This is a genomic window from Aeromicrobium sp. SP1, from assembly GCF_055663785.1.
On sequence record NZ_JBQVVK010000001.1, the window covers coordinates 2965492 to 2991646 of the forward strand.

Sequence of the window (26155 nt, forward strand, 5' to 3'; positions counted from 1 at the left end):
CTACCGGACGAGCGCGTCGTAGCCCTCGCGGCTCGACTCGCGCAGGAACTCGCGACAGCGGTGCGCCTCCTCGACGTCACCGAGTCGCTCGCTCGCGGTGGCGAGGGCGGCGAGGGCGTGCAGGAAGCCCCGGTTGCCGTCGTGCGACCACGGCACCGGGCCGTGACCGCGCCAGCCGTTGCGACGCAGCGCGTCGAGCGAGCGGTGGTAGGACGTGCGCGCGAAGGCGTAGCCCTCGAGGTCGCGTCCGTCGGCCAGGGCGGCATCGGCGAGCAACGCCCAGGCGAGCGTGGAGTCGGGGTGCTGTCGCGCGACCTCGGCGGGCTCGACACCCTCGCCGAGCAACGCTCCGCCCGGGTCGTCGGGAAGCAGGGTCTCGGGCGGTTCTCCCAGCAGGTTCGTCACGGCCGCCAGCCTACGCGGCCGCAGGTCGCCGGAGGACCTGCGGCCATCAGCGGACCCCTCAGCCCTTCGTGCCGGCCGAGCGGAGGTTCTGGCAGGCCTCGACCACGCGGGCGGACATGCCCGCCTCGGCGGCCTTGCCCCACGCGCGCGGGTCGTACTGCTTCTTGTTGCCGACCTCGCCGTCGACCTTCAGGACGCCCTCGTAGTTCGCGAGCATCCACCCCGCGATCGGGCGGGTGAAGGCGTACTGGGTGTCGGTGTCGACGTTCATCTTGACGACGCCGTAGTCGACCGCCGCCGAGATCTCCTCGGGCAGCGAGCCCGAACCGCCGTGGAAGACGAAGTCGAAGAAGTGGTCGCGGCCGTACTTCTCCTTGATCGTCGCCTGCGCGGTCTCGAGCACCTCGGGGCGCAGCTTGACGTTGCCGGGCTTGTAGACGCCGTGCACGTTGCCGAACGTCAGTGCCGTCAGGTAGCGGCCCTGCTCGCCTAGGCCGAGTGCCTCGACGGTGGCGACAGCGTCCTCGGGCTTGGTGTAGAGGTTGTCGTCGATCGCGCCGGTGACACCGTCCTCCTCGCCGCCGACGGCACCGATCTCGACCTCGAGGATGATGTTCGCGCTGTGCGCCTTGGCCAGCAGTTCGCGGGCGATTTCGAGGTTCTCACCGAGGTCGATCGCCGAGCCGTCCCACATGTGCGACTGGAAGTAGGGCAGGCCGCCGGCCTGCACGCGCGCGATCGACTCGTCCAGCAGGGGGCGGACGAAGCCGTCGAGCTTGTCCTTCGGGCAGTGGTCGGTGTGCAGCGCGACGTTGATCGGGTACTTCTTGGCGACCTCCTGCGCGAACGCGGCGAAGCCGAGCGCACCGCTGACCATGTTCTTGATCGTCGGGCCGGACCAGTAGTCGGCTCCGCCCGTGGAGACCTGGATGATGCCGTCGCTCTCCGCCTCGGCGAAGCCGGCGAGCGCGGCGTTGAGGGTCTGGGACGACGAGACGTTGATCGCGGGGTAGGCGAAGGACTCGGCCTTCGCCTTGTCGAGCATCGCGGCGTAGATCTCGGGAGTGGCGACGGGCATGGGTCCTCCTGCTGGGAGCGGCTGTCGCTGTCAGTATTCCACCGGAGGGGGTTCGGCGTGATCGCGGATCCAGGCGTGCATCGCGACGGCCGCCGCGGCGCCCGCGTTGATCGAGCGCGTCGACCCGTACTGGGCGATCGCGACCATCAGCTCGCACGCCTCGCCGGCCTCCGGTGACAGGCCGGGTCCCTCCTGGCCGAACAGCAGGACGCAGTCGCGCGGCAGGTCGGTCGACTCGAGCGCGACGGCTCCCGGCAGGTTGTCGATGCCCACGATCACGACGCCCGCCTCGTGCGCCCACTGCGCGAAGGCGGCGACGTCGGTGTGGTGGTGCACGTGCACGTAGCGATCGGTCACCATCGCACCGCGACGGTTCCAGCGGCGCCGCCCGATCACGTGGACGCCGGCGGCGTTGAAGGCGTTGGCGGTGCGCACGATCGAGCCGATGTTGAAGTCGTGCTGCCAGTTCTCGATCGCGACGTGGAAGCCGTGCCGGCGCGTGTCGAGGTCGGCGACGATCGCCTCGACGGTCCAGTAGCGGTACCGGTCGGCGACGTTGCGCGCGTCGCCGTCGCGCAGCAGCTCGGGGTCGTAGCGGTCGTCGTCCGGCCAGGCTCCGACCCAGGGGCCGACCGTCACGCGACGCCGTAGCGGTCGCGGTAGGCGCGGACCGCGGGGAGGTGCTCGGCGAACCGGCCGGTCTGCTCGAGGTACTCGATGATGTCGTCGAACGAGACGATTGCGTGGACGGCGAGGCCGAAGTCGCGCTCGACCTCCTGGATCGCCGAGAGGTCGCCCGTCCCGCGCTCACGCCGGTCGACCGCGACGAGCACGCCGGCGACCGATGCGTCGAGACCGTCGACGAGGGCGATCACCTCGCGGATCGCGGTGCCCGCCGTGATGACATCGTCGATCACGAGCAGCCGGCCGCGGGGCGCGGCGCCCACGAACAGGCCGCCCTCACCGTGGTCCTTGACCTCCTTGCGGTTGAAGCACCACGGGACGTCGCGGCCGTGACCCTGCGCGAGCTGCACCGCCGTGGCGGCCGCGAGCGGAATGCCCTTGTAGGCCGGACCGAGGAGCACGTCGAACTCCACCCCGGCAGCCGTCACCGCGTCGGCGTAGAACCCGCCGAGCGCCGCGAGTCGGGCGCCGGTGTCGAAGGCTCCCGCGTTGAAGAAGTACGGCGAGACGCGTCCGGACTTGAGCGTGAACTCACCGAACGTGAGCACGTCGTGCTCGAGGGCGAACTCGATGAAGCGGCGTTGGTAGTCGTGCACCCGACAAGGGTAGAGGCGGTCAGTCCGCCTGCTTGTCCACCGTCGTGACCAGATCGCCCACGACGACGCTGCGGTCGTCGGTGTGGAACAGCTCGGAGCACGTCACGAGCGTCACGACGGCCTTCGTCGCCGGCTCGCCCTCGGCGTCGGGGTCCGGCACGGGCCACAGCGGCCACGACGTCGTGAACGGGACACGGATCTCGTCACCGTCCTGGCGCAACCGATAGGTGTAGATGTATCGCTGCGTCTCCACGACGACCTCGTCGCCCTTCTTCAGCTCGAGGAAGTCGCGGAACGGCTCGCCGTGCGTGACGCGGTGGCCGGACAGCACGAGATTGCCGATCTGGCCGGGCTCGGCGCCGTCCTCGTACCGGCCGACGCCCTTCGCGAGCGTGGCCGGGTCGTCGCCGTCGAGGATCGGCACCTCGTACTCGTCGCCGAAGCGCGGGACGCGCAGCAGGCCCACACCCGCGATGGACTTCTCGCCCTGGGCCCAGTCGTGCGTGATCTCGGTCCGGATCCGCTCGTGCTCGCGCTGCGACACCACGTTCGTGCCCCAGTACTGCCACGCCACCCAGCCGAGGATTCCCACACCGGTCAGGACCAGCACGAGACCCAGGACCAGGAGCAGGCGCGAGCCGGTGCGGCGCCGTGTCGAGGAGGCCATGGCCCTCATTGTGCCTTTCGTGAAGAATTCAACGAATCGACTCCCGGCCTCCGCGGACGGCATGTATGCTGGAAGCGCAGGTTTGAGGAGCCTCAAGGCCGTTGATCCTGCCGTCGGTCCGCCGTTTCACCCCCCGAGAACGGCGGGCCGACCTATATCTTCAGGGTGTGAAGCACCGGAGCGCCCGCCTCGACGGTCTCGGCACCACGATCTTCGCCGAGATGAGCGCGCTCGCGGTCGCGACCGGCTCGATCAACCTCGGCCAGGGGTTCCCCGACGAGGACGGACCGGACGAGATCAAGGCGGCCGCGATCGCCGCGATCGAGTCGGGTCACAACCAGTACCCGCCCGGCATCGGCATCCCGGAGCTGCGCGCGGCGATCGCGAGACATCAGCGGCGCTTCCACGGCATCGAGCTCGACCCCGACCGCGAGGTCGTCGTGACGACGGGCGCCACCGAGGCGATCGCCGCGGCGCTGCTCGGCCTCGTCGACCCGGGCGACGACGTCCTCGTCCTCGAGCCGTACTACGACTCCTACCGCGCGATGATCCAGATGGCCGGCGCCCGGCATCGTGCGGTCACCCTGCGGGCCCCGGACTTCCGGCTGCCCGTCGACGAGCTCCGGGCCGCCGTCACGGACCGCACGACGGCGATCGTGCTCAACAGCCCGCACAACCCGACCGGCGCCGTGCTCACGCGCGACGAGCTCTCCGCCGTGGCCGCGGTGGCGATCGAGCACGACCTCGTCGTGATCAGCGACGAGGTCTACGAGCACCTCACCTTCGGCGTCCCGCACGTGCCGATCGCGACGCTGCCGGGGATGGCCGAGCGCACCGTCACGATCGGCAGCGCGGGCAAGACGTTCTCGTTCACCGGCTGGAAGGTGGGCTGGGCGACGGGGCCGGCCGCGCTGGTCTCGGCCGTGATGGGCGCGAAGCAGTTCCTCAGCTACACCTCGGGCGCACCGTTCCAGCCCGCGGTCGCGATGGCTCTCGACCTGCCGGACGCCTTCTTCACCGACGTCGCCGACCGCCTGCGGGAGCGCCGCGACCTGCTGTGCGCCGGACTCGCCGACGTCGGCTTCGAGGTGTTCGTGCCCGACGGCACGTACTTCGTCACGACGGACGTGTCGGGCCTGGGCTTCACCGACGGCCTCGAGTTCTGCCGGGCCCTGCCGCGACACGCCGGGGTCGTCGCGATTCCCCATCAGGTGTTCCACGACGACCGTCCGGACGGCACCAATCCGGGCCGCAGCCTCGTCCGTTGGGCCTTCTGCAAGAAACCCGAGGTGCTCACCGACGCGCTCAGCCGATTGCGGGCCGCGGCTGAGACAATGACTGCGTGATCGGCGCGGACCTGGTGGCAGCGGCGGTCGCCGTGGTGTGTGCCCTGCTCGTGCCCGTGCGCAAGTCGCCCGCCGGGATCCCGGTCGTCATGCTGTGCCTCGGCGCCGCCCTCTGGTCAGTGGCCGCGGCCTGGGTCACCGCGGGTCCCGATTCCCCTCTGGCCGGGAACGCCTGCGCCCTCGCGGCCGCGTCGATCTCCGCGTCGTCGGCGTACGTCGCGGCCCAGCGACTCGTGGCCGGCGCATGGCGGATCCCTCCGCTGCTGGCGGTCATCTTCATCGCCGAGCCGGTGCTCATCGTCCTCGCCCGCGTCGTCGTGTTCCCGGACCTCGAGTCGACCGACTTCCGCGAGACCCCCGTGTTCATCGTGCACGTCGCGTACTGCTTCGTGCTGCTGCTGAGCGTGATCCTGACCCTCAACGCCCGCCAGCGCGATCCGGAGCGGCGGGTGCGGATCTTCGTCCTGATCTCGCAGGTGATCGTGATCTCGATCATCGCCCTCGAGGTCGCCGGGAGCGAGCGGACGCACTTCGTCCTCGTCCTCGGTGCGGCGTTCTCGGTCTGGGTGGCGCGGCACCCCGAGGACTGGAGCACCTCGATCGCCCGCGCGGACAGCCTGTTGAACTCGATCGGCGTGTTCCTGTTCGTGTTCGACGGCGGCGGCCACCTCAAGGACTGGAACGGCACGGCGGGCCGCCTCATCGAGCTGATCACGGGCCTGAGGCCGAGCCGCGCGATGACCTCGATGCAACTCCTCGGACGCCCGGTGCCGTTCGAGGACGGCGTCCAGATCGACCTCGAGCTGCGCAGTGGGCGCATGCGCACGGCGGCACACGTCCACTCCGTCGACCCGACCGCCCGCGCCGAGCGGCGCAGCTGGGTCGTGATGCTGCGTCCCGTCCGGTCGAGCGTGGACCAGGAGTCCTTCCCGGCCGTCTCGGGCGCGCTGGCCGGTCACGATCCGGGCACCCAGACGCTCGGCCGACGCGCCCTCGTGACCCTGCTGCGCGACGCCGTCGACGGCGGTGGCGCGGCCGTCCGCGTCGACGTCCTGCCGTCCGATCCCGGCGCGCGCGAGGACGAGGTGATGTTCGTGGTCGCGCGGCGACTGGAGATGATGTTCCCCTCCGCCCGCTGGGGCCGGCTCGGCACCTGGACCTACGCCGCGGTGTTCGACCTCGACGACGCGTGGCCGGCGAAGCGGACGATCGACATCGAGACGCAGACCGCCGTGGGCCTCGCGGCCACGGTCGAGACGACCGTCTGCGCCCCGACCCGCGGCGAGGACCCGGATCGCTTCGTGGGTCGCGTCGACGGCCTGCGAGGACCGCAACCGGGCGTCGCGAGGTACTGAAGAAGGCGTCCCACTGCCAGCATGGAGCCCATCTGCTTCATCTGACGAAGGGACTCCGTGCATGACCCCCACCCGAACCACCGCCCCGAAGGTCCGCGCCGCCGCCGTGACGGACGTGCCCCGACTCGTCGAGATGATCCACGCCCTGGCCGATTTCCACGGAGAGGGCACCCGCTGCCGGATGGACGGTCCCACCCTGCGCAGCCAGCTGTTCGGGACCCGTCCCGTCCTCGGTGCGCACGTCGCCGACGTCGACGGACGGGTCGCGGGAATGGTCCTGTGGTACCGCACGTACTCGACGTGGGACGCCGCTCCGGGCCTGCACGTCGAGGACTTCTACGTCGACCCCGCCATCCGCGGCCATGGCGCGGGACTCGCCCTCATGACCGAGCTCGCACGCTTCGCCGTGGGCCACGGATTCAGCCGGGTGGAGGGCCAGGTCCTGCACCGCAACACCCTGCGCCAGGCCCTCGTCGACCACGGCGGCGAGCAGATGGAGGTCTGGGAGACGTACCGGATCGACGGCGACGAACTCCTCGCACTGTCGGGTCGACTGCCGGCTTCGGCGGTCGCGGGGTGAGTCCGCGTAGGCGGGGTAACTCGCAGTTGGCATGTGACGCGGGTCACCCCTAGAGTCCCCTCAGGGGAACTGGGGATCGAGGGGTGGACATGGGACGCACGCTCAAGGCCATGCTGATCGGGGCGCTCGGCGCACTGCTGCTGGTGGCAGGTGGCGCAGCCGCGTCGGCAGAGTCGGGGTGGTGGGTCGCGACGTCGACGCCCTCGCCCGAGTCCGAGGTCGACGCGACGGGCGAGCCGCATCGCGGGACCGACGCGAACGGCGATGTCGTCGGCTACGTCGACGCGCACACCCACATGTTCATGAACCTCGGGATGGGCGGCAACGCCGTCTGCGGCGCGGTCTGGAGCGAGCGCGGCATCGCCGACGCGCTCAAGGACTGCCCGAACCACCGGGTCTCGATCCTGGAGAACCTCACCAACTCGGCGGCCGGTCGCGGGATCCTCGATCCGCACGACACGACCGGCTGGCCGACGTTCAAGGACTGGCCGACCTACTCGTCGCTGACGCACCAGCAGATGTACTACAAGTGGGTCGAGCGGGCGTGGCGCGGCGGCCAGCGCATCATGGTCAACGACATGGTGTCCAACCCGGGCCTGTGCCCAATCCTGGGCGTCGTCGCCGGACCCAACACGTACAGCTGCGACGACATGGACTCGGTACGCCGCGAGATCAAGTCGACGTACGACCTGCAGGACTTCATCGACCGGCAGTACGGCGGCGCCGGCCAGGGTTGGTACCGGGTCGTGAAGACCCCCGCCGAGGCGAGGTCGGTCGTGGAGCAGGGCAAGCTCGCCGTCGTCCTGGGCGTCGAGGTCTCCGAGCCGTTCGGCTGCAAGCAGACCCTCGGCGTGCCGAACTGCACGAAGGCCGACATCGACAAGGGCCTCGACGAGCTCCGTGGCAAGGGCGTCTCGAGCATGTTCCTGTGCCACAAGTTCGACAACGCCCTGTGCGGCGTCCGGTACGACGCCGGGACCACCGGGCTGCTCGTCAACGCCGGCCAGTTCCTGACGACCGGGACGTGGTGGAACCCCCAGCCGTGCAAGGCCGGCGAGGTCCCCGACAACACCGTGATCGGCGGGGTCCTGCCGAAGGAGCTGAGCGTCCCGGGCCTGCCGGCCGCGGTGCCGCTCTATCCCGCGGGCCCGCACTGCAATCCGAAGGGCCTGACCGAGCTGGGCGAGTACGCCCTGCGCGGCATGATCAAGCGCGGCATGATCGTCGAGCTCGACCACATGAGCGCGAAGGCGGCCGGGCAGTCCCTGTCGATCCTGGAGTCCGCGGGCTACCCCGGCGCGGTGTCGAGCCACGACTGGATGGCCACGACGTACATGGACCGGCTCTACTCGCTCGGCGGCTTCGCGACCCAGTACGGCCACGACGCCGAGTCGTTCGTGAAGGAGTGGGCCGAGACGAAGGCGCTGCGCGACCAGTACGGCGTCGGCTACGGCTACGGCACCGACATGAACGGCTTCGGCGGCACCGCGGCACCGCCCGCCACGGCCGCCGCGAAGATCAGCTACCCGTTCACCACCCCCGACGGCACGACGATGACGAAGCAGGTGACGGGCCAGCGGACGTGGGACTACAACACCGACGGCGTCCCGCACTACGGCCTGCTGCCGGACTGGGTCGAGAGCCTGCGCCAGCTCGCCGGCTCGCCGATCGTCGACGACCTGAACGCGGGCGCGGCGTCGTACCTGCGCACGTGGAACGCGACGAGTTCCTACGTGCCCGGCGCGAACCTGGCCCGCACGGGCACGACGACGGCGAGCTCCTACGAGTGGAGCCTGCTGGCCAACTACAAGGCCGACCGCGCGACCGACGGCAACCTGTCGACCCGCTGGTCCAGCGCGTGGGGCAAGAACCAGGAGTGGCTGCAGGTCGACCTCGGCGCGACCCGCCAGGTCTCGAAGGTCACGATCGACTGGGAGGCCGCGTACGCCAAGGCCTACCGGATCCAGGTCTCCCAGAACGGCACCGACTGGACCGACGCCGCCACCATCACGAACGGCGACGGCGGCACCGACACGATCCGACTGTCGACGTCGGCGCGCTACGTCCGTTTCAAGGGGAACACCCGTGCCACGATCTACGGCTACTCGATCAAGGAGTTCGGGATCTACAGCTGAGGCTGAAAGCCGGATCCGGCGTGGAGCCGCCTGTCGGAATCGAACCGACGACCTTCTCATTACGAGTCGCGACGACGATGTGATCGGCGGTGACCCGGAATGACCGGACCTGCTCTCACCGCTCGGATTCCAGCGATCTCGTGCTCTGCCGTCATCGCGACAGATCGGTCGTCATCGCGGGTCTGTGACCAATCCGTGACCATGTTGGGACTGTCGGTGCTCACCGGAAGGGTGGGGCCATGACCAATCTGAATGAGCGGCACTGGTTCGGCGTCGCGCAGGCCGCCGAGTACGCCGGCGTGTCCGTCTGCACGGTCCGCCGCGCGATCGCGAACGAGTCGCTCAGAGCCACTCAGCACGTCAAGGCCGGGAAGCTCCACATCCGCCGCACCGACGTCGACGCCTGGCTCAGCGGCGAGGTGACGGCATGAACGGCCGCCCGTCGCCCGAAGCGATCCGCAAGGCCGGCGAAGTCCTCGCTGTCGGCGAGATCGCAGCGGCCCAGATGACGCCCCGCGAACTCGCCGAAGCCTGCTACACGCCCACCGGTCCGCCGGTCGACGAGCTCGAGGACCTGATCCGCGCCGACCGCGGCCTGCCCCCGCTCACACGAGGAAAGAGGTCCGACCCCTAAGCCGCAAGACGGCCCCGACCCAGCGTTGCAGCGCCAGGACGAGGCCTTGATCCGAACCTTCAGAGACAAGGAACGAACCCATGAAGAACCGTAGCGACGACGTCCGACAGGACGTCCCCACCTGCACGACCACCTTCGAGCGACTCTGGCTGCGATTCGGCGGAGGAGAGGCCACGGTCGACCTGCGCTGCAGCGACGATCTGGTCGGAACCCTGGTCGGAACCCTGGTCGACACCCGATTCGACGACTACGCGACGAGTGTCGACCGCGTGGGAGATTCGAACGTGCTGGTCCGATACTTCGGACCGATCGACCACACGATCCTCTACGTCGACGCCGGCGACAACAGCAATGCCGAGACTCTCGCCGCACTCCGAGCGTCTGCGGCAGCTCTCCTGCGCGCAGCGGCCGAAGTGGAGCGGCTCATGAAGGCGGTCGAGCGATGATCACCGACATCAGCGAAGCAGTGCGCACCGAGCCGGAGACCCCGGAGGCCGACGACAGCGACAACCACCTGTACCCCGTTCACGAGCTGCGGACCGCGCTGTACCTCGGCGTGGAAGTGCGCAGCTTCTGCGGGCGATGGGGCCAACCGTTCGACCCGACGGAGAGGCTCGTGGACGTGGCGCGGGACCCCGATGGCATCGCTTGGCCGGTGCCCGAGGAGGACGATTGCCGCCAGTGCGTCGCGATCCTTGAGGACATCTCCGTTCGCCGCGCGGCATGGCGCAAGGGTGGCTCGCGATGAGCCGCGGCGTGGGCGCAGCCGCGTGCCCGTTCTGGTGCGAGCAGCGCGGGCGTGGCCGGCGGCGGGCGCACACCGGCGCGTGCCGGTCCACAGCTACAGCGGTCGCGGGCGTCACGCTGCGCCTTGTGCGGCCGCTCCGGGGACGTGCGGCCGTCGTGGAGGTCCGCGTGGGTACAGAGATGGCCACAGTGCCGCTGCACGAGGTGCAGGCGCTCATGGACGCTCTGCGCCTGTTCGTAGGCACGGCCCAGCGGTCAGGGGCTGCGTGATGGCCGCCGAGATCGTCGAGCGCGTGCCTCTGGCGGTACGCAAGCGCGAGGAGGCGCTGCAGGTCCTGTCCGGCGACTACGCCGGGCAGGGCCTGGCCAGGGTGCTGCCGATGGAACCACTCGCTCAGCAAGTCGGTCTGGCCGGCGGTTGGGCGACCGTGCGGGCGACGCTTGACGGGCGCCGATTGATCCGCTGCGAGCGAGCGTGGTGGCGTGGCCTCGAGGCGGGGTACCTGTCGTGGAGGCTCGCCGACCAGCTCGCGATCGAGTTGCTCGGGATGCACCCGTTCCAGGTGTGGGGTGATGCGTGGTTCGGCCTCTGAGAGACGAGTCAGTTTGCCTGAACCCCTGCCCAGCTTTTCATCCAGTTTCGACCGCTCCCTGAAGAGAGAATCCTCGTGGTCTGGGTTTGCTCAACCAAGATCGTGAGGAAATGGTAGAGCGTCAGGACTGTCTCTTGGAGCTTCTGATTGTCCTCAAGCTGCTCGACCAGCAGGCCCTGGGCCTTCGCTTCCTCGATCCCGATGCGCTTGTCGTGGCTCTTGTGGTGTGAGGCGTCGTTGAAGAAGTTGGCGACTGCGTTTGCCTTCGCGGAGTCTCCCTCGAACATGTAACTCGCCAACCAGCCAGCGACCATCTTTTCCGAGAACTCAAGCTGATCGTTCGCGAACTGAAGCAGAGACGGTGCGAACGAACCAAGCACAGGTGCCCACAGGTTCGCAGCGGCCGGATTGGCCGGTGCTCCCTTGTCCGGATCGCCGACGATCTCTCGGCGAGCCTGTTCGAACTGCTCGACGATAGATCTTGCCGAATGCTGGCGGCCGCCGAATGAGAGCTGCGGGTCGATGGGCCCAAGCTGGCTCTGGCGACCCAGAATGATCCGGTCGGAAGCCAACGCAAACATAGTTCCAGCTGACATCGCGAACGCAGGAACGATGACCTCTACGTCATCAAACTTCGAGCGGGTGTACTCGACCAGACTCTGCACTGCCATGGTGGCGCCGCCCGGCGTATGCATAAGGACCGTGAGCCCCTTGGATGGGTCCATGCCGTGGAAGCACGCCATGAAGCCATTCACGTCCTCGGGCATCATGATGATGTGCCCAGGTGGAACATCGCCCTTCTGCAGGAACGCTGAGAAGTAGACGAGCACGTTTCGGCCGCCACGCTCCTCCGAGAGCTGCGCGATGGACTCGCTCAACTTGGTACTGAACCATTCGTCGCGCGCGGCTCCCCCGAGCCTGTTGACTTCGTTCAGCAGTTCATTCCACGTGGCCATTCGAAGTTCAGACGCGCGCCGTGAGAGTGAGAGGTGGCGGTGCCGGTGCCCAATAGCTGACGATCTCCGTTCGCGATCCGTTTGCGAGTTCGACCGCCGTCGCGTACTCCTGATAGAGGTTTTCCAGATTCGCCATCGGATCGACGGGTGCGCTCATGCGGGTGAGTATTGCACGCGCAGCTTGGCAAAGACTGAAGATTTGCCCACGCGGTCCCGTAAATCGGCCATGATCGGCGACGGCGGGTGAAGGTCACGAGAGACCTCCGTCGGGGTGGGGATGGCGTTCTCGTACTCGCGACAGTCGACACGTGACAGCGGGCGATACACGTCTCGCGACAGGTTTCTGTCAGTGCGCGCTGCTCTCATGTTCTCGATCGAGAAAACCGACCCAACCCAAGGAGGAACTGATGGCCGTAAAGGTAGTCACTCAACTGGAGAGCCCCACGTCGGGCCACGAAGTCTCGAGATCGTTCGAAGCTGGCACCTATCTGGATGCTCGGGACGGGCACCTGTACGTGATGAGGTTCGCCAACGGCGGAGAAGATGTGGTCGCCCTATTCGCGCCTGGATCTTGGAAGGCCGCCTCGGTCACCTCCAACTAGCGTTGTGGAGTTCCCCGTCGGAGCGGGCACTCTGGATCCATGACCGCCCAGCACCCCTCCCGCTCGTTCAAGGGCTGCCCCTTGTGCAAGCCGCACAAGCGCCGCGGCGCTGGTCGTGCGGCGCGTGAGCCGGTGTCGGTGCGCCGGCAGCTCGGGAAGGCGCGTCGGCTGTCGCGCGGCTACGTCAGCGAGGACTGAGGAGCACCGAGAATCTCAGGACAGGCCCCCGTCGGGGGACGGAATGTTGTTCTCGTACTCGCGGTAGTCGACCGTCCGGACGCTGATGTTGCGCGAGCCAGCGACCACCGCGTCGGCGACCGCCTGAACAGACTTGGGCGAGAGCTCGACAGTCCCGATTCGCGTCCCGCCGCCGCCGAGTCCATCGAATGGCCCGGCCTCGATCGGCGAGCCGCCCGACAGGGACCCGATGACGCCCATCTGGGCGCTGCCGGTGAGCGGCGCCAGCGCCATCCCGGCCATCGCCTCGACAGCGGACCGGACCTCGGGCGTCCCGCCGACGATGCCCTCGGCGACGCCCGCGGGGATCCACTGGCCGACCTCGTCGCGCATCACCCTCGACGGGGAGTTGATCCCGAGGACCTTCTTCAGCCAGCCAGGGATCATGCCGCCGACTCCGGAGAGCTTGCTCCGGACCCACGCGAAGCCGTTCTCGATGCCTTGGATGAGGCCGTTCATGATGTCTTCGCCGACGCCGATCAGCCACGATGTCGCGCCGGAGATCGCGCCGGTGACCTTGCTCTTCAGCCCGGACACCAGAGAGACGATCTTGTCGATCCCGGCGGAGAACACGGCCTTGATCGTGGCCCAGTGCTTGATGATCAGGCCGGGCAAGGACCAGTTCAGAAAGAACGACAGCATCTTGCCCGGTGCGGCCTTCACGACCCCGACGATCCATTCCCACGCGGCCTTGGTCTTGGCCTTGATCCAGTCCCAGTTCTTCACGATCAGGATGGCGATGGCGACCACGGCGGCGATGACGAGCCCGATGGGCCCGAGCGCGATCAGCCAAGCCGCGGCGACGCGAGCAGCGCCGAGGAGCGACTGCGCCCCCATGAGCACCCACATCGCGGCGATGTAGATCAGTCCCGCGCCCTGCACTGCAATCGACTTGATCGCGGACCACTGGGAGAGGGTCCACGCGACGACGGACTTCGCGCCGGCGACCGTCGACTGCACACCCCACGCGATCAGGGCAGGGACCAGCACGGTCATGAGTGCCCCGCCGAGGAACAGGGCAGCGTTCTTCGCTCCGCCGATCGGCTCGAGGATGCTGTTCGTCTTGCGGCCGACATCGGCGAACCAGCCGCTCACCGAGGAGAGCGCCGGCCCGAGCTTCTCGTCGAGCGCGATCGCGGCGTCGTTGATGGCCGGGATGGCCCAGTTGCCGAGGCCGAGGAAGGCGAGCTCGGCGCGGTTCTTCCACTTGCCGAACGTGGCCGAGGCGTTGTCGTTGAGGGTGTGGTCGAGGCGCTTGGCCGCGCCGGCGACGTCGTCCATGCCTTGGCCGCCGTCGTCGAGGGCCTGCAGGAACGCCGGAATCTTGTCCGTGCCGATCTCGGTGAGCGGGTCGCCGAACAGATTGATGGCGGCGGCAGACTGCTTGGCGGGGTCCTTGAGCAGTGAAGACGCGCCGCATGTCCTTCAATCCGGCGGCGCATGTCGATCTGCCTGCGGCCAGGCGGCCCGAGGTCGACCCCTGGCAGCCCGCCGAGCTGGGCCAGTTCCTCGACCACGTCGTGACCGACCGCCTCGGCAGCCTGTTCGAGACGATGGCCTCCACCGGGCTGCGACGCGGCGAAGCACTGGGCCTTCGCTGGGCGGACGTCGATCTCACAGCTGGTCGGCTCGTCGTTCGTCAGCAGCTGCTCGGGTCCATGCGCTTCGCACAGCCGAAGACCGATGCCGGTACGGGTCGCATCGTCGAACTCAACTCGCACACGGTCGGAGCCCTGCTCGCCCACCGACTCACTCAGGACGCGGAACGCGCGAAGTGGGCGGAGGCGTACGAGGATCACGACCTCGTGTTCGCCCAAGAGAACGGACGACCCTACGACCCGTCGCGGATCTCGAAGCGGTTTGGCGACCTCGCCAAGGCCGCCGGCGTGCGGCAGGTGCGACTGCACGACCTGCGGCACGGCGCCGCGTCCCTGATGCTCGCCGCCGGGACGCCAATCGAGGTCGTATCGAAGCTCCTCGGTCACTCGTCACTCGCCATCACCCTGGACACGTACAGCCACCTGCTCGAGGGCGTCGGCCGCGATGCCGCCGAACGGGCTGCCGCGCTGATCCCCCGCAGGGCCTCGGAGCAGCCGCGTGACCATTCTGTGACCGCCTCGGCCCCAAATGACGAAGGCGCGGACCCTGCGATTGCAGGAAATCCGCGCCATTCCAACGAGCTTCGTGGAGCCGCCTGTCGGAATCGAACCGACGACCTTCTCATTACGAGTGAGATGCTCTACCGACTGAGCTAAGGCGGCACGATCCGGCGAGGATCGCCCGCCGAACCAAGTGGGAACTATACCCGCCCGACGGGTCCGGCGGGAAACCGGGTGTCCCACCGTATGATCGGCGCGTGGACGCAGCGACCAGGGCCGAGCTCGACGACATTCGCGGCAGCATCGACAACATCGACGCCGCACTCGTGCACCTGCTCGCCGAGCGCTTCAAGTGCACCAAGCGGGTGGGTCGGCTCAAGGCCGACCATGACCTGCCGCCCGCCGATCCCGACCGCGAGTCGCGTCAGATCGAGCGGCTGCGCGAGAAGGCGATCGAGGCCGACCTCGACCCCGCCTTCGCCGAGAAGTTCCTCAACTTCATCATCAGCGAGGTCATCCGCCACCACGAGGCCATCCGCGACTGACCGGACCTCCCAGCGCTACTCCGGGCAGACCGTGCCGTCCGCCGGGACCGTGCCGTCCTCGAGGTAGGCGTCGACCGCCTGGGTGATGCATGAGTTGCCCGACGTGTAGGCCGTGTGGCCGTCGCCCTCGCGGGTGAGCAGGACGCCCGACTGCAGTTGTGAGGCCATCGCCTGCGACCACTCGTACGGGGTCGCGGGGTCGCGGGTCGTGCCGACGACGAGGATCGGGGGTGCGCCGGCCGCCGTGACCGCCTGCTGGGGGTGCTCGCCCTTGATCGGCCAGTCGTGACACGCCATGACGCCCCAGCCGAGCGCGGCGCCGAACACCGGCGAGACCTTGCGGAACTCCGGCAGCGCCGCCTGGGTGCCCGCGACGCCGGGAGCGTCGTTGGTGTCGAGGCAGTTGACGGCGTAGATGACCTGGCCCGAGTTGTTCGCGAAGGTCCCGTCGGACTGTCGCTCGAAGTAGGCGTCGCTGAGCAGGAGCAGCACCTGCCCGTCGCCCTTGACGAGCCCGTCGAGGGCCTGCGTCAGGTAGCCCCACGACTCCTGGGAGTACAGGGCCATCGCCATCCCGTAGAAGGCGCGGCCCTCGGTCAGCTGACGGCCACCCTCGACGGCCAGCGGCTGCGCGCTGAGTTGCTGCATGAGGCCCGTGATCGTGGTCATCCCCGCCTCGACCGAGTCGCCGACGGGACAGTTGCCCTTGTCGATGCAGTGCGCCAGGTACGACTCGAGCGCGAGCTGGAAGCCCTTGGCCTGGCCGAGGCCGGAGTGGACCGCGTCGAGGGTGACGTCGATCGCCCCGTCGAGGACCATGCGGCCGACCTTGTCGGGGAACAGGTCGGCGTACGTCGCGCCCAGCTGCGTGCCGTACGAGAAGCCGAACCAGATCATCTTCTCCTGCCCGAGCAGGGCCCGGACGACGTCCTGGTCACGGGCAGCCTCCTCGGTGGAGACGTGCGCGGCCAGCGCGCCGGAGTTCTGCTCGCACGCGGCCCCCATGCCACGGACCGACGCGGTGAGCGCCGCGATCCCGGCCGCGTCGTCGGGATCGGGGTCGGTGTCGATGAAGGCGTCGAACTTCTCGTCGGAGAGGCACTCCAGTGGCGTGCTCTCGCCGACTCCGCGCGGATCGACGCCGACGACGTCATGCGTGCTGCGCAGGTCGTCGGACAGCTCGGACGCGAGGTAGCCGACGAAGTCCTGCGCCGAACCTCCCGGACCACCGGGGTTGGCGAAGATCACCTGGCCACCGTCCCCCGTTGCCGGGACCCGGCGGACCGCGAGCCGGAGCGTCTCGCCGTCGGGCTGGGCGTAGTCGACCGGCACCTCGACGGTCGTGCACCTCTCCTCGCCGCAGTTCGACCACGACAGCTTCTGGTCGTAGAAGCGCTCGAGGCCGGCCGGTGCCTGCTCACCCGTGGCCGGCGGGACCTCGGCCGCGTGATCGGTGCCGGCGATCAACGACACCCCCGTGCCGACGAGCGCGAGGGCCAGCAGCACGACCATGAGGATCACGACGAGACGCTTCATCCGAGGAACCTCGCCATCATGTGCTCGAGAGCCAGCTGCGGAGCGGCGTTCGCCTCGAGCGCGTCACGGCAGCCGACGATCGCGTCGATCGACGCGAGCGTCCGTTCGGGTGTCGTACGCCCCGCCATCGTGCTCACGTCGTCGGCGACATCGGCGTTGATCGGCTCGACGCCCGTGCCGAGCTGGAGGGCCAGCACGTCACGCTGGAACGACAGCAGATCGAGCAGCACGCCGTCGATCGCGTCGCGCGCCATGCGCTTGCGGCGGCGCTCCTGCTCCTTGGTCATCGACGAGAGTGCCCCGGCGTAGCCGGCCGGCCGGCGGCCGCGGTCCTCCACGCCCCAGGACTCGCGCAGGTCGGACAGCTCGCGCGCGTCGAGCGCGTCGCAGCGCACCTCGGCGCGGGCCGAGGCCTCCTGGTCGATCCGGCGGGCCGCCTCGAGGCAGTCGCCCAGACCGCGCAGGCCGACCGGCAGCGCGAGGATCTCGGCCCGACGCTCCCGCGCCTGCGGGTCGCGGGCGAGACCGCGGGCTCGACCGATGTGGCCCTGCGAGGCGGCGGCGGCACGGCGGGCGACGTCGGGCTCGACGCCGTCGCGCTCGTGCAGCAACCGGGCGATCGCCGCGGCCGGTGGCGTGCGCAACAGGACGGGACGGCACCGCGAGCGGATCGTCATGATGACGTCCTCGATCGCCGGGGCGCACAGCAGCCACACCGTCGCGGGGGCCGGCTCCTCGATGGACTTGAGCAACGCGTTGGCGGCCTGGTCGGTCAGCCGGTCGGCGTCCTCGACGATCATCACCTGGTGGCGGCCCACCGACGGGTGCAGCGCTGAGCGGCGGACCGCGTCACGGGCGGCGTCGACGCCGATGCTGAGGCCGTCGGTGTTGATGATCGCGATGTCGGGGTGGCTGCCGGCCGCGGCCGTGACGCAGGACCGGCACGTGCCGCAGCCGCCCTGCTCGCACTGCAGCGCGGTCGCGAACGCCACCGCGGCGTTCGATCGACCGGAGCCCGGCGGCCCCGTGAACAGCCACGCGTGCGTCATCTGGCCGGCGACGGCGGCGCTGAGCGTCTCGACGACCTGGTCCTGACCGACCAGCTCGGACCACACGGGCGCCGTCACGAGACCTCCAGCCGGGCCTGCGTGAGCCACGGCTCGACGGCGGCGCGGACGGTCTCGTGGATCTGCTCGGGCGTCCCGCCGGCGTCGACCACGACGTAGTGCGCCGGATCGGCCGCGGCGAGGTCGAGGAAGTGGCGGCGGACGCGATCGTGGAACTCGACCGGCTCGCCCTCGATCCGGTCGGGCTCGCCGGCCCGGCCGAGGCCGATGCGCGGATCGACGTCGAGGACGACCGTCAGGTGGGGTCGCAGGTCGGCCGTGGCCCAGCGTGCGAGCGGTTCGAGCTCGCCGACGTGCAGGGCACGGCCCGCCCCCTGGTAGGCGAGCGTGGAGTCGACGTACCGATCGGTGATGACGACGGCGCCGTCGGCCAACGCGGGCAGGATCATGGTGTCGACGTGCTCGGCCTTGTCGGCGGCGTAGATGAGCGCCTCGGTGCGCGGGGAGAGGGCGCCCGTGGCCGGGTCGAGCAGGATCGCACGCAGTCGTCCGCCGACCTCGGTGCCGCCGGGCTCGCGCGTGAGCACGACGTCGTGGCCGCGCGATCCGATCCACTGCGCGAGCAACTGCGACTGGGTGGACTTGCCCGATCCCTCGCCACCCTCGAAGGCGACGAAGACGCCGATCTCGGTGACCAGCGGATCCGGTGACGGCTGCATGGGGGCGAGCCTAGTCGGGGATCCCGACACCGACCCGGGCCGGGGCGAGCCGCAACTCGGCGACGAGCAGCAGGACGCAGACCAGCCCAGCCCACAGCTCCGAGTAGGGCAGCCACGTGACCGCCACGAGCACCGCGACCAGCACGACGAGCGGTCCCCACGAGCGCACGCTCGCGTCGTGCATGCGGATGACGCACACCCACAGCGACACCAGGAAGACGATCACCGGACCCGTCACAAAGGCCGACGTGACGAGGTCCGACACCTCGGAGTGGTGGTCGTAGTAGTCGATGCGGGCCGCCAGTCCGGCGCCGAGGGCCGCGGCCGCCGCGAAGATGAAGTAGTGGCCGAACCCCCAGGCGAAGCCCACGCGGTTGTCGGTCAGCAGCGGCGCCGCCTCGCGGGCGAAGTACAGCCACCAGATGCTCATCAGGATCAACAGGCCGCCGATGATGACGAACAGGACCTGCGCGCCGATGGCCTCGTCGTCGAGGGCGGTCTGGATCGCGACGGTCGTGGACAGGATCGTCTCGCCGAGGACGATGATGAACATCAGCCCGTACCTCTCGGCGATGTGGTGCGGGTGCCACGGCGTCGTGCCGGTGCGCTCGGCCCACGCCGGCACCGACAGGTCGAGCGCGGCGAGGACGAGGAAGACCGGCGCGCCGAGGTCGTGCGGCACGAGCAGGAAGAGCACCCACAGGGTCTGGACGGCGGCCAGGCCACCGGCGTACCGCAGCGCCGTCCGCCGGCCCTCCGGGTGACCGGCCGCCGCGCGCAACCACATCGCGAGCAGGCCGATGCGCATGATGACGTAGCCGCAGACGCCCAGCACGAAGTCGCCGTCGAAGATCCGCGGCACGCCGGCGGCCAGCACGAGCGAGCCGAGGATCTGCAGCATCGTCAGCAGCCGGTGCACGACGTCGTCGTTGTCGTACGCGGAGTTGAACCACGCGAAGTTCAGCCAGGCGAGCCAGATCGCGAACATCGCCATCGCGAAGTGCACGAGTCCGTCGCGGAGGTGGTCCTCGCTGATCGCGTGGTGCAGGCCGAGCGCCGCCTGGGCGATCGCCACGACGTAACACAGATCGGTGAGCAGCTCGAGCGGCGTGGCGGTGCGGTGCGACTCGCCACGATCACGCGGGGCACCGGACGGATGAACGACACGGGGGTCAGTCCACCAGAACGAGGAAGGGCGCACCACCGGACCCGGTGGTGCGCCCTGTTCGAGCAGTCCTCAGTCGATGTCGGGACCAAGCAGGAACGCGTGCACGAAGCCCGCGATCGCGGCACCCAGGACCGGGGCGAGGATGAACACCCAGACCTGCTCCATCGCGTCCCCGCCGGCGAACCAGGCGACGCCGAGCGACCGCGCCGGGTTCACCGACGTGTTCGAGATCGGGATGCTGATCAGGTGGATCAGGGTCAGCGCGAGGCCGATCGAGAGCCCTGCGAAGCCCACCGCGGCGCGCTTGGCGGTCGCGCCGAGGATGACGAACAGGAAGACCGCCGTGAGCACGACCTCGGCGACGATCACCGACGTCAGGTTGTAGTGCATCGGCGAGCGGTCGCCGAAGCCGTTCGTCGCGAAGCCGGTCGCGACCGGGTCGAAGCCGCCGTCGATGCCCTTGGCGACCACGAGCAGCACGGCGCCCGCGATCGTCGCACCGACGACCTGCGCCACGACGTACCCGGGCAGGTCCTTCCACGCGAACCGCTTCGCGACGGCGAGGCCGACGGAGACGGCGGGGTTGAAGTGGCCGCCCGAGACGGGGCCGAACGCGTACGCGCCGGTGAGCACGGTCAGGCCGAACGCCAACGCGACGCCGAGCCAGCCGACGTTCACGAACGAGGTCGCGCCCTGCGGGACGGGGGTTGCGGCGAAGATGGCCGTGCCACAGCCGCCGAACACGAGCCAGAACGTGCCGAGTGCCTCGGCGCCCAGCTTCTGGGCCATTGTGTAGGTCGTGGCGGTCGGTGGGATGTCGGCAGGCGATTCGACGACCTCTTCGAGTGAGGCGTCGGGGGCCTGGTCGTTCGGTGCTTCGGACATGATGAGCACTCCTTCGGTGGGGAAGTGCACAACACGTTAGGGCACCACGACCGGCCAACGGTGGGATCTCACCGCTGACACGAGTCGCGTCGCACCCGTCAGGACTTCTTCGCGGGTGCCTTCTTGGCGGCGGCCTTCTTCGCCGTCTTCTTCGCGGGCGCCTTCTTGGCCGTGGCCTTCTTGGTGGTCTTCTTCGCGCCCTTCTTGGCCGGGCCCTTCGCGCGACGCTCGGCGAGCAGCTCGACGGCACGCTCGTGCGTCAAGGTCTCGAGATCGTCGTCCTTGCGCAGCGTGGCGTTGTACTCGCCGTCGGTGACGTACGTGCCGAAGCGACCGCTCTTGGCCACGATCGGCTTCTTGCTCGTCGGGTCCTCACCGAGCTCCTTGAGCGGTGCCGCGGCGGCCCTGCGGCCGTACGACTTCGGCTGCGCGTAGATCGCGCGGGCCTGCTCCTCGGTGATCGTGAGCAGCTGGTCCTCGGTGTCGATCGAGCGCGAGTCGGTGCCCTTCTTGAGGTACGGCCCGTAGCGACCGTTCTGGGCGGTGATCTCGGCGCCGTCGACGTCGGTCCCCACGACACGCGGCAGGGTCAGCAGCTGCACGGCCTCGTCGAGGCTGACCGAGTCGAGGTCCATCGACTTGAACAGGCTCGCCGTGCGCGCCTTCGCGCCCTTCTTGGCGTCCTCGGGCAGCGCCTCGGTGACGTAGGGGCCGTAGCGGCCGTTCCGCGCGACGATCTCCAGGCCCGTCTCCGGGTGGGTGCCGAGCTGCTTCTCGAGTCCGGCCGGCGTGGCGAGCAGCTCCTTGGCCTTCTCGAGGGTCAGCTCGTCGGGCGGCAGGTCCTCGGGCACGTTCGCGCGCGTGGGCGTGAGCTCGCCGCCCTCCTTGGCGGGAACCATCGGCGGGCCCTCGACGTACGGGCCGTAGCGACCCACCCGGACCGCGATGTCCTCTCCGAGGTCGAACGTCGCGAGTCCGCGCGCGTCGATGTCGGGCAGGTTCTCGATGAGCCGCTTGAGCCCGGTGTTGCCCTCGCCCTCGCCGGCCCAGAAGCTGCCGAGGACGGCGAGGCGCTCCTCGCGCCCGTGCGAGACCTCGTCGAGCACGTCCTCGAGCTCGGCGGTGAACTCGTACTGGATGAGCCGGCCGAAGTGCTGCTCCATGAGCCGGATGACGCTGAACGCGACCCAGGCCGGCACGAGCGCCGTGCCCTTCTTGTAGACGTAGCCGCGGTTCTGGATCGTGTTGACGATCGAGGCGTACGTCGAGGGTCGACCGATCTCGCGGTCCTCGAGCTCCTTGATGAGGCTGGCCTCGGTGAAGCGCGCGGGCGGCTTGGTCTGGTGGCCGGCCGCGGCCAGCTCGACGGCGGTGACGAGGTCGCCCTCGCTGAGGTTGGGCAGCTTGGTCTGCTGGTCGTCGCCCTCGGCGTCGGGGTCCTCGGTGGTCTCGACGTACGCCTTGAGGAAGCCGTGGAACGTGATCGTGCGGCCCGACGACGTGAACTCGACGTCCTCACCGCTCGTGGCCTGCGCACCGATCCGGATCGAGACCTGGTTGCCCTTCGCGTCCTGCATCTGCGAGGCGATCGTGCGCTTCCAGATCAGGTCGTACACCCTGAGCTGGTCGCCGGACAGGCCCGTCTGCTGCGGCGTGCGGAAGGACTCGCCGGCGGGACGGATGGCCTCGTGCGCCTCCTGGGCGTTCTTGACCTTGCTGCTGTAGACGCGCGGCTTGTCGGGCAGGTAGGCGTCGCCGTACAGCTCCTTGACCTGGGCGCGCGCCGCCGTGATCGCGGTCTGCGAGAGCGTGACCGAGTCGGTACGCATGTAGGTGATGTAGCCGCCCTCGTAGAGCGACTGGGCGATCGACATCGTGCGCTGGGCACCGAAGCCGAACTTGCGCGACCCCTCCTGCTGCAGCGTCGTGGTCCGGAACGGCGCGTACGGACGGCGCGTGTAGGGCTTGGACTCGACCGAACGCACCGAGAAGTCGCGGCCGTCGAGGGCGGCGGCCAGGGCGCCGGCGCGCGCCTCGTCGAGGTGGACGACGTCGCCCTTCATCGTGCCGGTGTTGTCGAAGTTCGAGCCCGACGCGACGCGCTTGCCGTCGACCGTGGCCAGCTTCGCCGGGAACTGCGACGGCTCCAGGTCGCAGCCGAACGTGGCCTCGAGGTCCCAGTAGGAGGCGGCGCGGAAGGCGATCCGCTCGCGCTCGCGCTCGACCACGAGCCGGGTCGCGACGGACTGGACGCGGCCGGCGGACAGACCGCTCATGACCTTCTTCCACAGGACCGGGCTGACCTCGTAGCCGTAGAGGCGGTCGAGGATGCGGCGCGTCTCCTGGGCGTCGACGAGGTCCTGGTCGATGTCACGGGGGTTGGCGATCGCGCGCTGGATCGCCTCCTTCGTGATCTCGTTGAAGGCGATCCGCTTGACCGGGACCTTGGGCTTGAGCTCGTCGAACAGGTGCCACGCGATGGCCTCGCCCTCGCGGTCCTCATCCGTCGCGAGAACGAGCTCGTCGGCGTCCTTGAGCAGCTTCTTCAGCTTCGTGATCTGGGCCTTCTTCTCGGCCGGAACGACGTAGACGGGCTCGAAGCCGTTGTCGACGTCGACGCCGAGTCGCGCCCACGACTGACCCTTGTACTTCGCCGGGATCTGGTCGGCGTTCTGCGGCAGGTCGCGGATGTGTCCCACCGACGAGTCCACGACGTAGCCGTCGCCCAGGTACGCCTGGATGCTGCGCACCTTGTTGGGCGACTCGACGATCACGAGAGAGGTCATGGGGGTCCTTATGGAGGGGCGTGGCTGGCGATCCGGGCCAATCGACGCCCACCGTAGCGCTTCCTGTCAACCATTTTTGCCACAGGTGCGGTCGGTGGGATCATGGACCGAGTGGAGAAGGTGACGTACGCGAGGGTCCTGCGCACACCCGGAGCCGTCCCTCTCTACGTGGCGGCGTTCCTCGCCCGGATCCCCATGATGGCGCTGCCGCTCGTCCTCACGCTGCTCGTCGTGGAGGGGCTCGGCGGCTCGTACGGACAGGCCGGTCTCGTGGCCGCCGCCGAGACCGTGGGGGTCGCCCTCGGCGCACCGTGGCGTGGGCGGTTGATCGACCACTTCGGCCTGCGACGGGCCCTGCTCCCGTCGATCGTGGCGCTGTTCGTCGTGTACCCCCTCGCGGCCACCGCCTCCTACGTGTGGCTGCTGCCGCTGGGGTTCGTGGCGGGACTGTTCATGGCGCCGGTCCACTCGATCGTGCGGGTCTCGCTCGCCGCGCGGCTGCCCCGCGAGATGCACCGCAGCGCCTTCGCGCTGGACTCCGTCACGGCCGAGGCCTCCTTCATCATCGGCCCCGCCGCCGCCGGCGCCCTCGTGGTGCTGGCCTCGCCGCAGGTCGCCCTGCTCACGGTGGCCGCGACCGTCGCGGTCGGCCTGGGCATCCTGTGGTGGGTCGACCCGCCGACCCGCAGCCACGACGCGCCCGCGCGACCCGACACCCCTGCCCGGGGCCTGGGCTGGATCAACGCCGACCTGCTCTTCCTCTTCCTCGTCTCCGGCGGGTCGATGGTCGCGCTGATGGCGACGGACCTGGGGATCATCGCGGCGCTGCGCGAGCTCGGCGCGGTCGAGCTGGTCGGCATCGTCTACCTCGGGTGGGGGCTGTCCTCGCTCGTGGGCGGTCTCGTCTACGGCGCCCGGCCCGCCTCGATCCGGCCGTCGCACCTGCTGCTGGCGATGGGTCTGCTGACGATCCCGATCGGCATCGCCCACGCCCCGTGGACGCTCGCGCTCGCGTGCATCCCGGCCGGCATGCTGTGCGCACCGATCATGACGGCGAGCACCGAGTGGATCGCGCGGCTCACGGACGAGTCGCGCCGCGGCGAGGCGATGGGCTGGCAGGCGACGGCGTTCACGATCGGCGGTGCGATCGCCGGCCCGTTCATCGGCACCGCGATCGACCGCTGGGGTGCGGCGGCGGGATTCGCCGCGGGAGGCATCGCGGGCGTCCTCATCGCGGTCGCGTCGCTGGCCGGCCAGGCCCGGTACCGCGGGCGGCCGGGTGGTCAGGCGGTCAGGAAGCCGTCGGCCACGAGCTCGGCGACCATCGGCGAGTAGGTGCGGCGCACGTCGTGCGCGTCGCGGTCGAGCAGCTGCGCGAGCGCGTCGAGGATCTGGCCGGCCGTGAGGTCGCCGTCGCTCGCCGACAGCAGGCCCGCCTCGATCGTGTCGACCTGACGCACGGGACGCAGGCCCCCGGTGCGCTGGACCCGGATCACGGCGGGGTCCTCCGCACCGACCGGACCGGCGGTCTCCTGCAGGACGTCGGCCCCGAGGCGCCAGCGCACGTCCAGCAGGTCGCCGGCCGCGAGGGCGTCGGTCCGTCCGCCCCACGCCAGGAAGTCGGCACCGACGGGCTGCGCCACGGGCGCGGTCCACTCCTCGATGCGGACCTGCGGGGTCTCGCGACCCGCCTTGCGCAGGGTGATCCAGCCGAAGCCCATCGCCTCGATCCCGGCGTCCGCGAACCACGACAGCCAACGGTCGTAGCGCTCGACGTGGTCGGCGCGGTGCCGCAAGCCGGCGTCGGCGAGCCACATCTCGGCGTACTCGGGCAGGTCGACGCGCTCGCGCTGCACGACCCACGCGTCGAGTCCGGTCGGCTCGATCCAGCCGCCGAGACGCTCGCGCCAGTCGATCCCGTCCTCGTGGATCCACGCCGCGAGCAATTGGCACCAGCCGCCGTCGTTGAGCCGGTCGGACGCGCCCGCGACGATCCGCCGGACGACGTCGTCGCCCTCGAAGCCGGTCTCGCGGTAGACGAGCCGGTCGCCCTCCGGCGGCGAGACGACGAACGGCGGATTCGTGCAGATCAGGTCGAAGCGGTCGTCGGCGACCGGATCGAAGAGACTGCCCTCGCGCACGTCGACGTCGATCCCGTTCAGGGCGGCCGTGAGCCTCGCGAGTCGCAACGCGCGCGGATTGACGTCCGTCGCCACGACCTCGCTCGCGTGACCGGCCAGGTGCAGGGCCTGCACGCCGCACCCCGTCCCGAGGTCGAGCGCGCGGCCCACGTGCGGGCGAACGGTCAGTTGGGCCAGGGACGACGACGCCTCACTGATCCCGAGGACGTAGAGCGGGTCCTGCGGGTTCTCGCGGCCGTCGAGTCCGGGAGTGAGGTCGCACAGCACCCACCAGTCGTGCTGCTCGTCGCCGTAGGGCCGCACGTCCAGCAGGGCGCGCGCCTCGTCGCCGTCGACCGCCACGAGGCCGAGTTCGCGGGCGTCGGGCCACGCGTCCCCGAACGCGGCCTCGGCGGCGGCGCGCGGGACCGGCGCCTGCAGCTGGAACAGCCGGACGAGCGTCGACAGCGGCGAGCCGTCGGCGGCGGCCCGCAGGCCGGGGGCGGTCTCGCCTCGGGCGAGTGCGCGCCACGCGGGCGTGCCGAGGAGGTCGTGGACGGCGTCGACCGTGAAGCCCTCGATCGCCGCGCGCAGGCGTGCGATGCCGTCCGTCAC

The 26155-nt window shown here is 69.7% G+C and carries 27 protein-coding genes, 1 tRNA gene and 1 pseudogene; 13 read left to right on the plus strand and 16 right to left on the minus strand.

The features are described from left to right. The 5 genes from ACT26F_RS14475 to ACT26F_RS14495 are packed head-to-tail and all read right to left on the minus strand — an operon-like array spanning position 1 to position 3430. Complete coding sequence (locus ACT26F_RS14475) at positions 1-405, minus strand: DUF3151 domain-containing protein (protein ID WP_471671248.1); 405 nt, start codon at positions 403-405, stop codon at positions 1-3. Positions 406-463: 58 nt separating this feature from the next. After that, positions 464-1483: a class II fructose-bisphosphate aldolase gene (fbaA, locus tag ACT26F_RS14480; RefSeq protein ID WP_471671249.1), complete on the minus strand. Its 1020-nt coding sequence runs from the start codon at positions 1481-1483 to the stop codon at positions 464-466. Between the two features lie 30 nt (positions 1484-1513). Continuing rightward, the gene (locus tag ACT26F_RS14485; protein ID WP_471671250.1) at positions 1514-2122 is read right to left on the minus strand and encodes a TrmH family RNA methyltransferase; all 609 of its coding nucleotides are present in this window, start codon (positions 2120-2122) and stop codon (positions 1514-1516) included. After that, complete coding sequence (gene pyrE / locus ACT26F_RS14490) at positions 2119-2763, minus strand: orotate phosphoribosyltransferase (protein ID WP_471671251.1); 645 nt, start codon at positions 2761-2763, stop codon at positions 2119-2121. The genes ACT26F_RS14485 and pyrE overlap by 4 nt, the downstream gene beginning before the upstream one ends. A gap of 19 nt (positions 2764-2782) precedes the next feature. Beyond that, positions 2783-3430, minus strand: a complete 648-nt coding sequence (locus ACT26F_RS14495; RefSeq protein WP_471671252.1) for a sortase — start codon at positions 3428-3430, stop codon at positions 2783-2785. A gap of 167 nt (positions 3431-3597) precedes the next feature. Here ACT26F_RS14495 and ACT26F_RS14500 point away from each other — a divergent pair, with 167 nt between their 5' ends. From ACT26F_RS14500 to ACT26F_RS14540, 9 genes are all read left to right on the plus strand, one after another. Further along, positions 3598-4776 carry a pyridoxal phosphate-dependent aminotransferase gene (locus ACT26F_RS14500; RefSeq protein WP_471671253.1) on the plus strand — a complete coding sequence of 393 codons (1179 nt, stop codon included), beginning with the start codon at positions 3598-3600 and terminating at the stop codon, positions 4774-4776. Then, entirely contained in the window at positions 4773-6131 is a 1359-nt protein-coding gene (locus ACT26F_RS14505; protein ID WP_471671254.1) for a hypothetical protein, read from the plus strand. The genes ACT26F_RS14500 and ACT26F_RS14505 overlap by 4 nt, the downstream gene beginning before the upstream one ends. Before the next feature lie 61 nt (positions 6132-6192). Further along, the gene (locus ACT26F_RS14510) at positions 6193-6711 is read left to right on the plus strand and encodes a GNAT family N-acetyltransferase (protein ID WP_471671255.1); all 519 of its coding nucleotides are present in this window, start codon (positions 6193-6195) and stop codon (positions 6709-6711) included. 89 nt (positions 6712-6800) lie between these two features. Next, entirely contained in the window at positions 6801-8846 is a 2046-nt protein-coding gene (locus ACT26F_RS14515; RefSeq protein ID WP_471671256.1) for a galactose-binding domain-containing protein, read from the plus strand. Between the two features lie 239 nt (positions 8847-9085). Beyond that, on the plus strand, positions 9086-9277 hold the full coding sequence (locus tag ACT26F_RS14520; protein ID WP_471671257.1) for a helix-turn-helix domain-containing protein: 192 nt from the start codon (positions 9086-9088) through the stop codon (positions 9275-9277). After that, positions 9274-9480, plus strand: coding sequence for a hypothetical protein (locus ACT26F_RS14525; RefSeq protein ID WP_471671258.1), 207 nt, complete (start codon positions 9274-9276; stop codon positions 9478-9480). The genes ACT26F_RS14520 and ACT26F_RS14525 overlap by 4 nt, the downstream gene beginning before the upstream one ends. A gap of 80 nt (positions 9481-9560) precedes the next feature. After that, positions 9561-9926: a hypothetical protein gene (locus ACT26F_RS14530; RefSeq protein WP_471671259.1), complete on the plus strand. Its 366-nt coding sequence runs from the start codon at positions 9561-9563 to the stop codon at positions 9924-9926. Further along, on the plus strand, positions 9923-10228 hold the full coding sequence (locus ACT26F_RS14535; protein WP_471671260.1) for a hypothetical protein: 306 nt from the start codon (positions 9923-9925) through the stop codon (positions 10226-10228). The genes ACT26F_RS14530 and ACT26F_RS14535 overlap by 4 nt, the downstream gene beginning before the upstream one ends. Positions 10229-10496: 268 nt before the next feature. Continuing rightward, on the plus strand, positions 10497-10820 hold the full coding sequence (locus ACT26F_RS14540; protein WP_471671261.1) for a hypothetical protein: 324 nt from the start codon (positions 10497-10499) through the stop codon (positions 10818-10820). Positions 10821-10828: 8 nt separating this feature from the next. Here ACT26F_RS14540 and ACT26F_RS14545 read toward each other — a convergent pair whose 3' ends face one another. Together ACT26F_RS14545 and ACT26F_RS14550 are read right to left on the minus strand one after the other, a co-directional pair. Further along, on the minus strand, positions 10829-11776 hold the full coding sequence (locus tag ACT26F_RS14545) for an SDH family Clp fold serine proteinase (protein WP_471671262.1): 948 nt from the start codon (positions 11774-11776) through the stop codon (positions 10829-10831). A gap of 7 nt (positions 11777-11783) precedes the next feature. Continuing rightward, on the minus strand, positions 11784-11933 hold the full coding sequence (locus tag ACT26F_RS14550) for a hypothetical protein (protein WP_471671263.1): 150 nt from the start codon (positions 11931-11933) through the stop codon (positions 11784-11786). A 484-nt stretch (positions 11934-12417) separates the two neighbouring features. Between ACT26F_RS14550 and ACT26F_RS14555 the strand changes: the two genes are divergently transcribed. Next, positions 12418-12576: a hypothetical protein gene (locus tag ACT26F_RS14555; protein WP_471671264.1), complete on the plus strand. Its 159-nt coding sequence runs from the start codon at positions 12418-12420 to the stop codon at positions 12574-12576. Between the two features lie 15 nt (positions 12577-12591). Here the strand turns inward: ACT26F_RS14555 and ACT26F_RS14560 are convergent, their stop codons facing one another. Next, positions 12592-13896: a hypothetical protein gene (locus ACT26F_RS14560; RefSeq protein ID WP_471671265.1), complete on the minus strand. Its 1305-nt coding sequence runs from the start codon at positions 13894-13896 to the stop codon at positions 12592-12594. Positions 13897-14033: 137 nt separating this feature from the next. Here ACT26F_RS14560 and ACT26F_RS14565 point away from each other — a divergent pair. Next, positions 14034-14630 (plus strand): annotated as a pseudogene (locus tag ACT26F_RS14565) (tyrosine-type recombinase/integrase); the annotation flags it as partial. Between the two features lie 170 nt (positions 14631-14800). Here the strand turns inward: ACT26F_RS14565 and ACT26F_RS14570 are convergent. After that, positions 14801-14876, minus strand: a tRNA-Thr gene (locus ACT26F_RS14570). A 95-nt stretch (positions 14877-14971) separates the two neighbouring features. Between ACT26F_RS14570 and ACT26F_RS14575 the strand changes: the two genes are divergently transcribed. Then, positions 14972-15259, plus strand: coding sequence for a chorismate mutase (locus tag ACT26F_RS14575; protein WP_471671266.1), 288 nt, complete (start codon positions 14972-14974; stop codon positions 15257-15259). A gap of 15 nt (positions 15260-15274) precedes the next feature. On the opposite strand, the gene ACT26F_RS14580 is transcribed toward ACT26F_RS14575, so the two are convergent. The 6 genes from ACT26F_RS14580 to topA all read right to left on the minus strand — a co-directional run bounded on the left by ACT26F_RS14580 (position 15275) and on the right by topA (position 23420). Next, on the minus strand, positions 15275-16795 hold the full coding sequence (locus ACT26F_RS14580) for an alpha/beta hydrolase (RefSeq protein WP_471671267.1): 1521 nt from the start codon (positions 16793-16795) through the stop codon (positions 15275-15277). After that, a complete protein-coding gene (locus ACT26F_RS14585; protein ID WP_471671268.1) occupies positions 16792-17922 on the minus strand; it encodes a DNA polymerase III subunit delta' in 1131 nt (376 codons plus the stop codon). Before ACT26F_RS14585 ends, ACT26F_RS14580 begins: the two co-directional genes overlap by 4 nt. Continuing rightward, on the minus strand, positions 17919-18581 hold the full coding sequence (tmk, locus tag ACT26F_RS14590) for a dTMP kinase (protein WP_471671269.1): 663 nt from the start codon (positions 18579-18581) through the stop codon (positions 17919-17921). Before tmk ends, ACT26F_RS14585 begins: the two co-directional genes overlap by 4 nt. Positions 18582-18591: 10 nt before the next feature. Beyond that, positions 18592-19785, minus strand: coding sequence for a low temperature requirement protein A (locus ACT26F_RS14595; protein ID WP_471671270.1), 1194 nt, complete (start codon positions 19783-19785; stop codon positions 18592-18594). A 33-nt stretch (positions 19786-19818) separates the two neighbouring features. After that, positions 19819-20634, minus strand: a complete 816-nt coding sequence (gene aqpZ / locus ACT26F_RS14600) for an aquaporin Z (RefSeq protein WP_471671271.1) — start codon at positions 20632-20634, stop codon at positions 19819-19821. A 98-nt stretch (positions 20635-20732) separates the two neighbouring features. Further along, complete coding sequence (gene topA / locus ACT26F_RS14605; protein ID WP_471671272.1) at positions 20733-23420, minus strand: type I DNA topoisomerase; 2688 nt, start codon at positions 23418-23420, stop codon at positions 20733-20735. A gap of 102 nt (positions 23421-23522) precedes the next feature. Here topA and ACT26F_RS14610 point away from each other — a divergent pair, with 102 nt between their 5' ends. Then, complete coding sequence (locus tag ACT26F_RS14610; RefSeq protein WP_471671273.1) at positions 23523-24755, plus strand: MFS transporter; 1233 nt, start codon at positions 23523-23525, stop codon at positions 24753-24755. On the opposite strand, the gene ACT26F_RS14615 is transcribed toward ACT26F_RS14610, so the two are convergent. Further along, positions 24704-26155: a DUF7059 domain-containing protein gene (locus ACT26F_RS14615; protein ID WP_471671274.1), complete on the minus strand. Its 1452-nt coding sequence runs from the start codon at positions 26153-26155 to the stop codon at positions 24704-24706. The two genes, ACT26F_RS14610 and ACT26F_RS14615, sit on opposite strands and share 52 nt — an antisense overlap.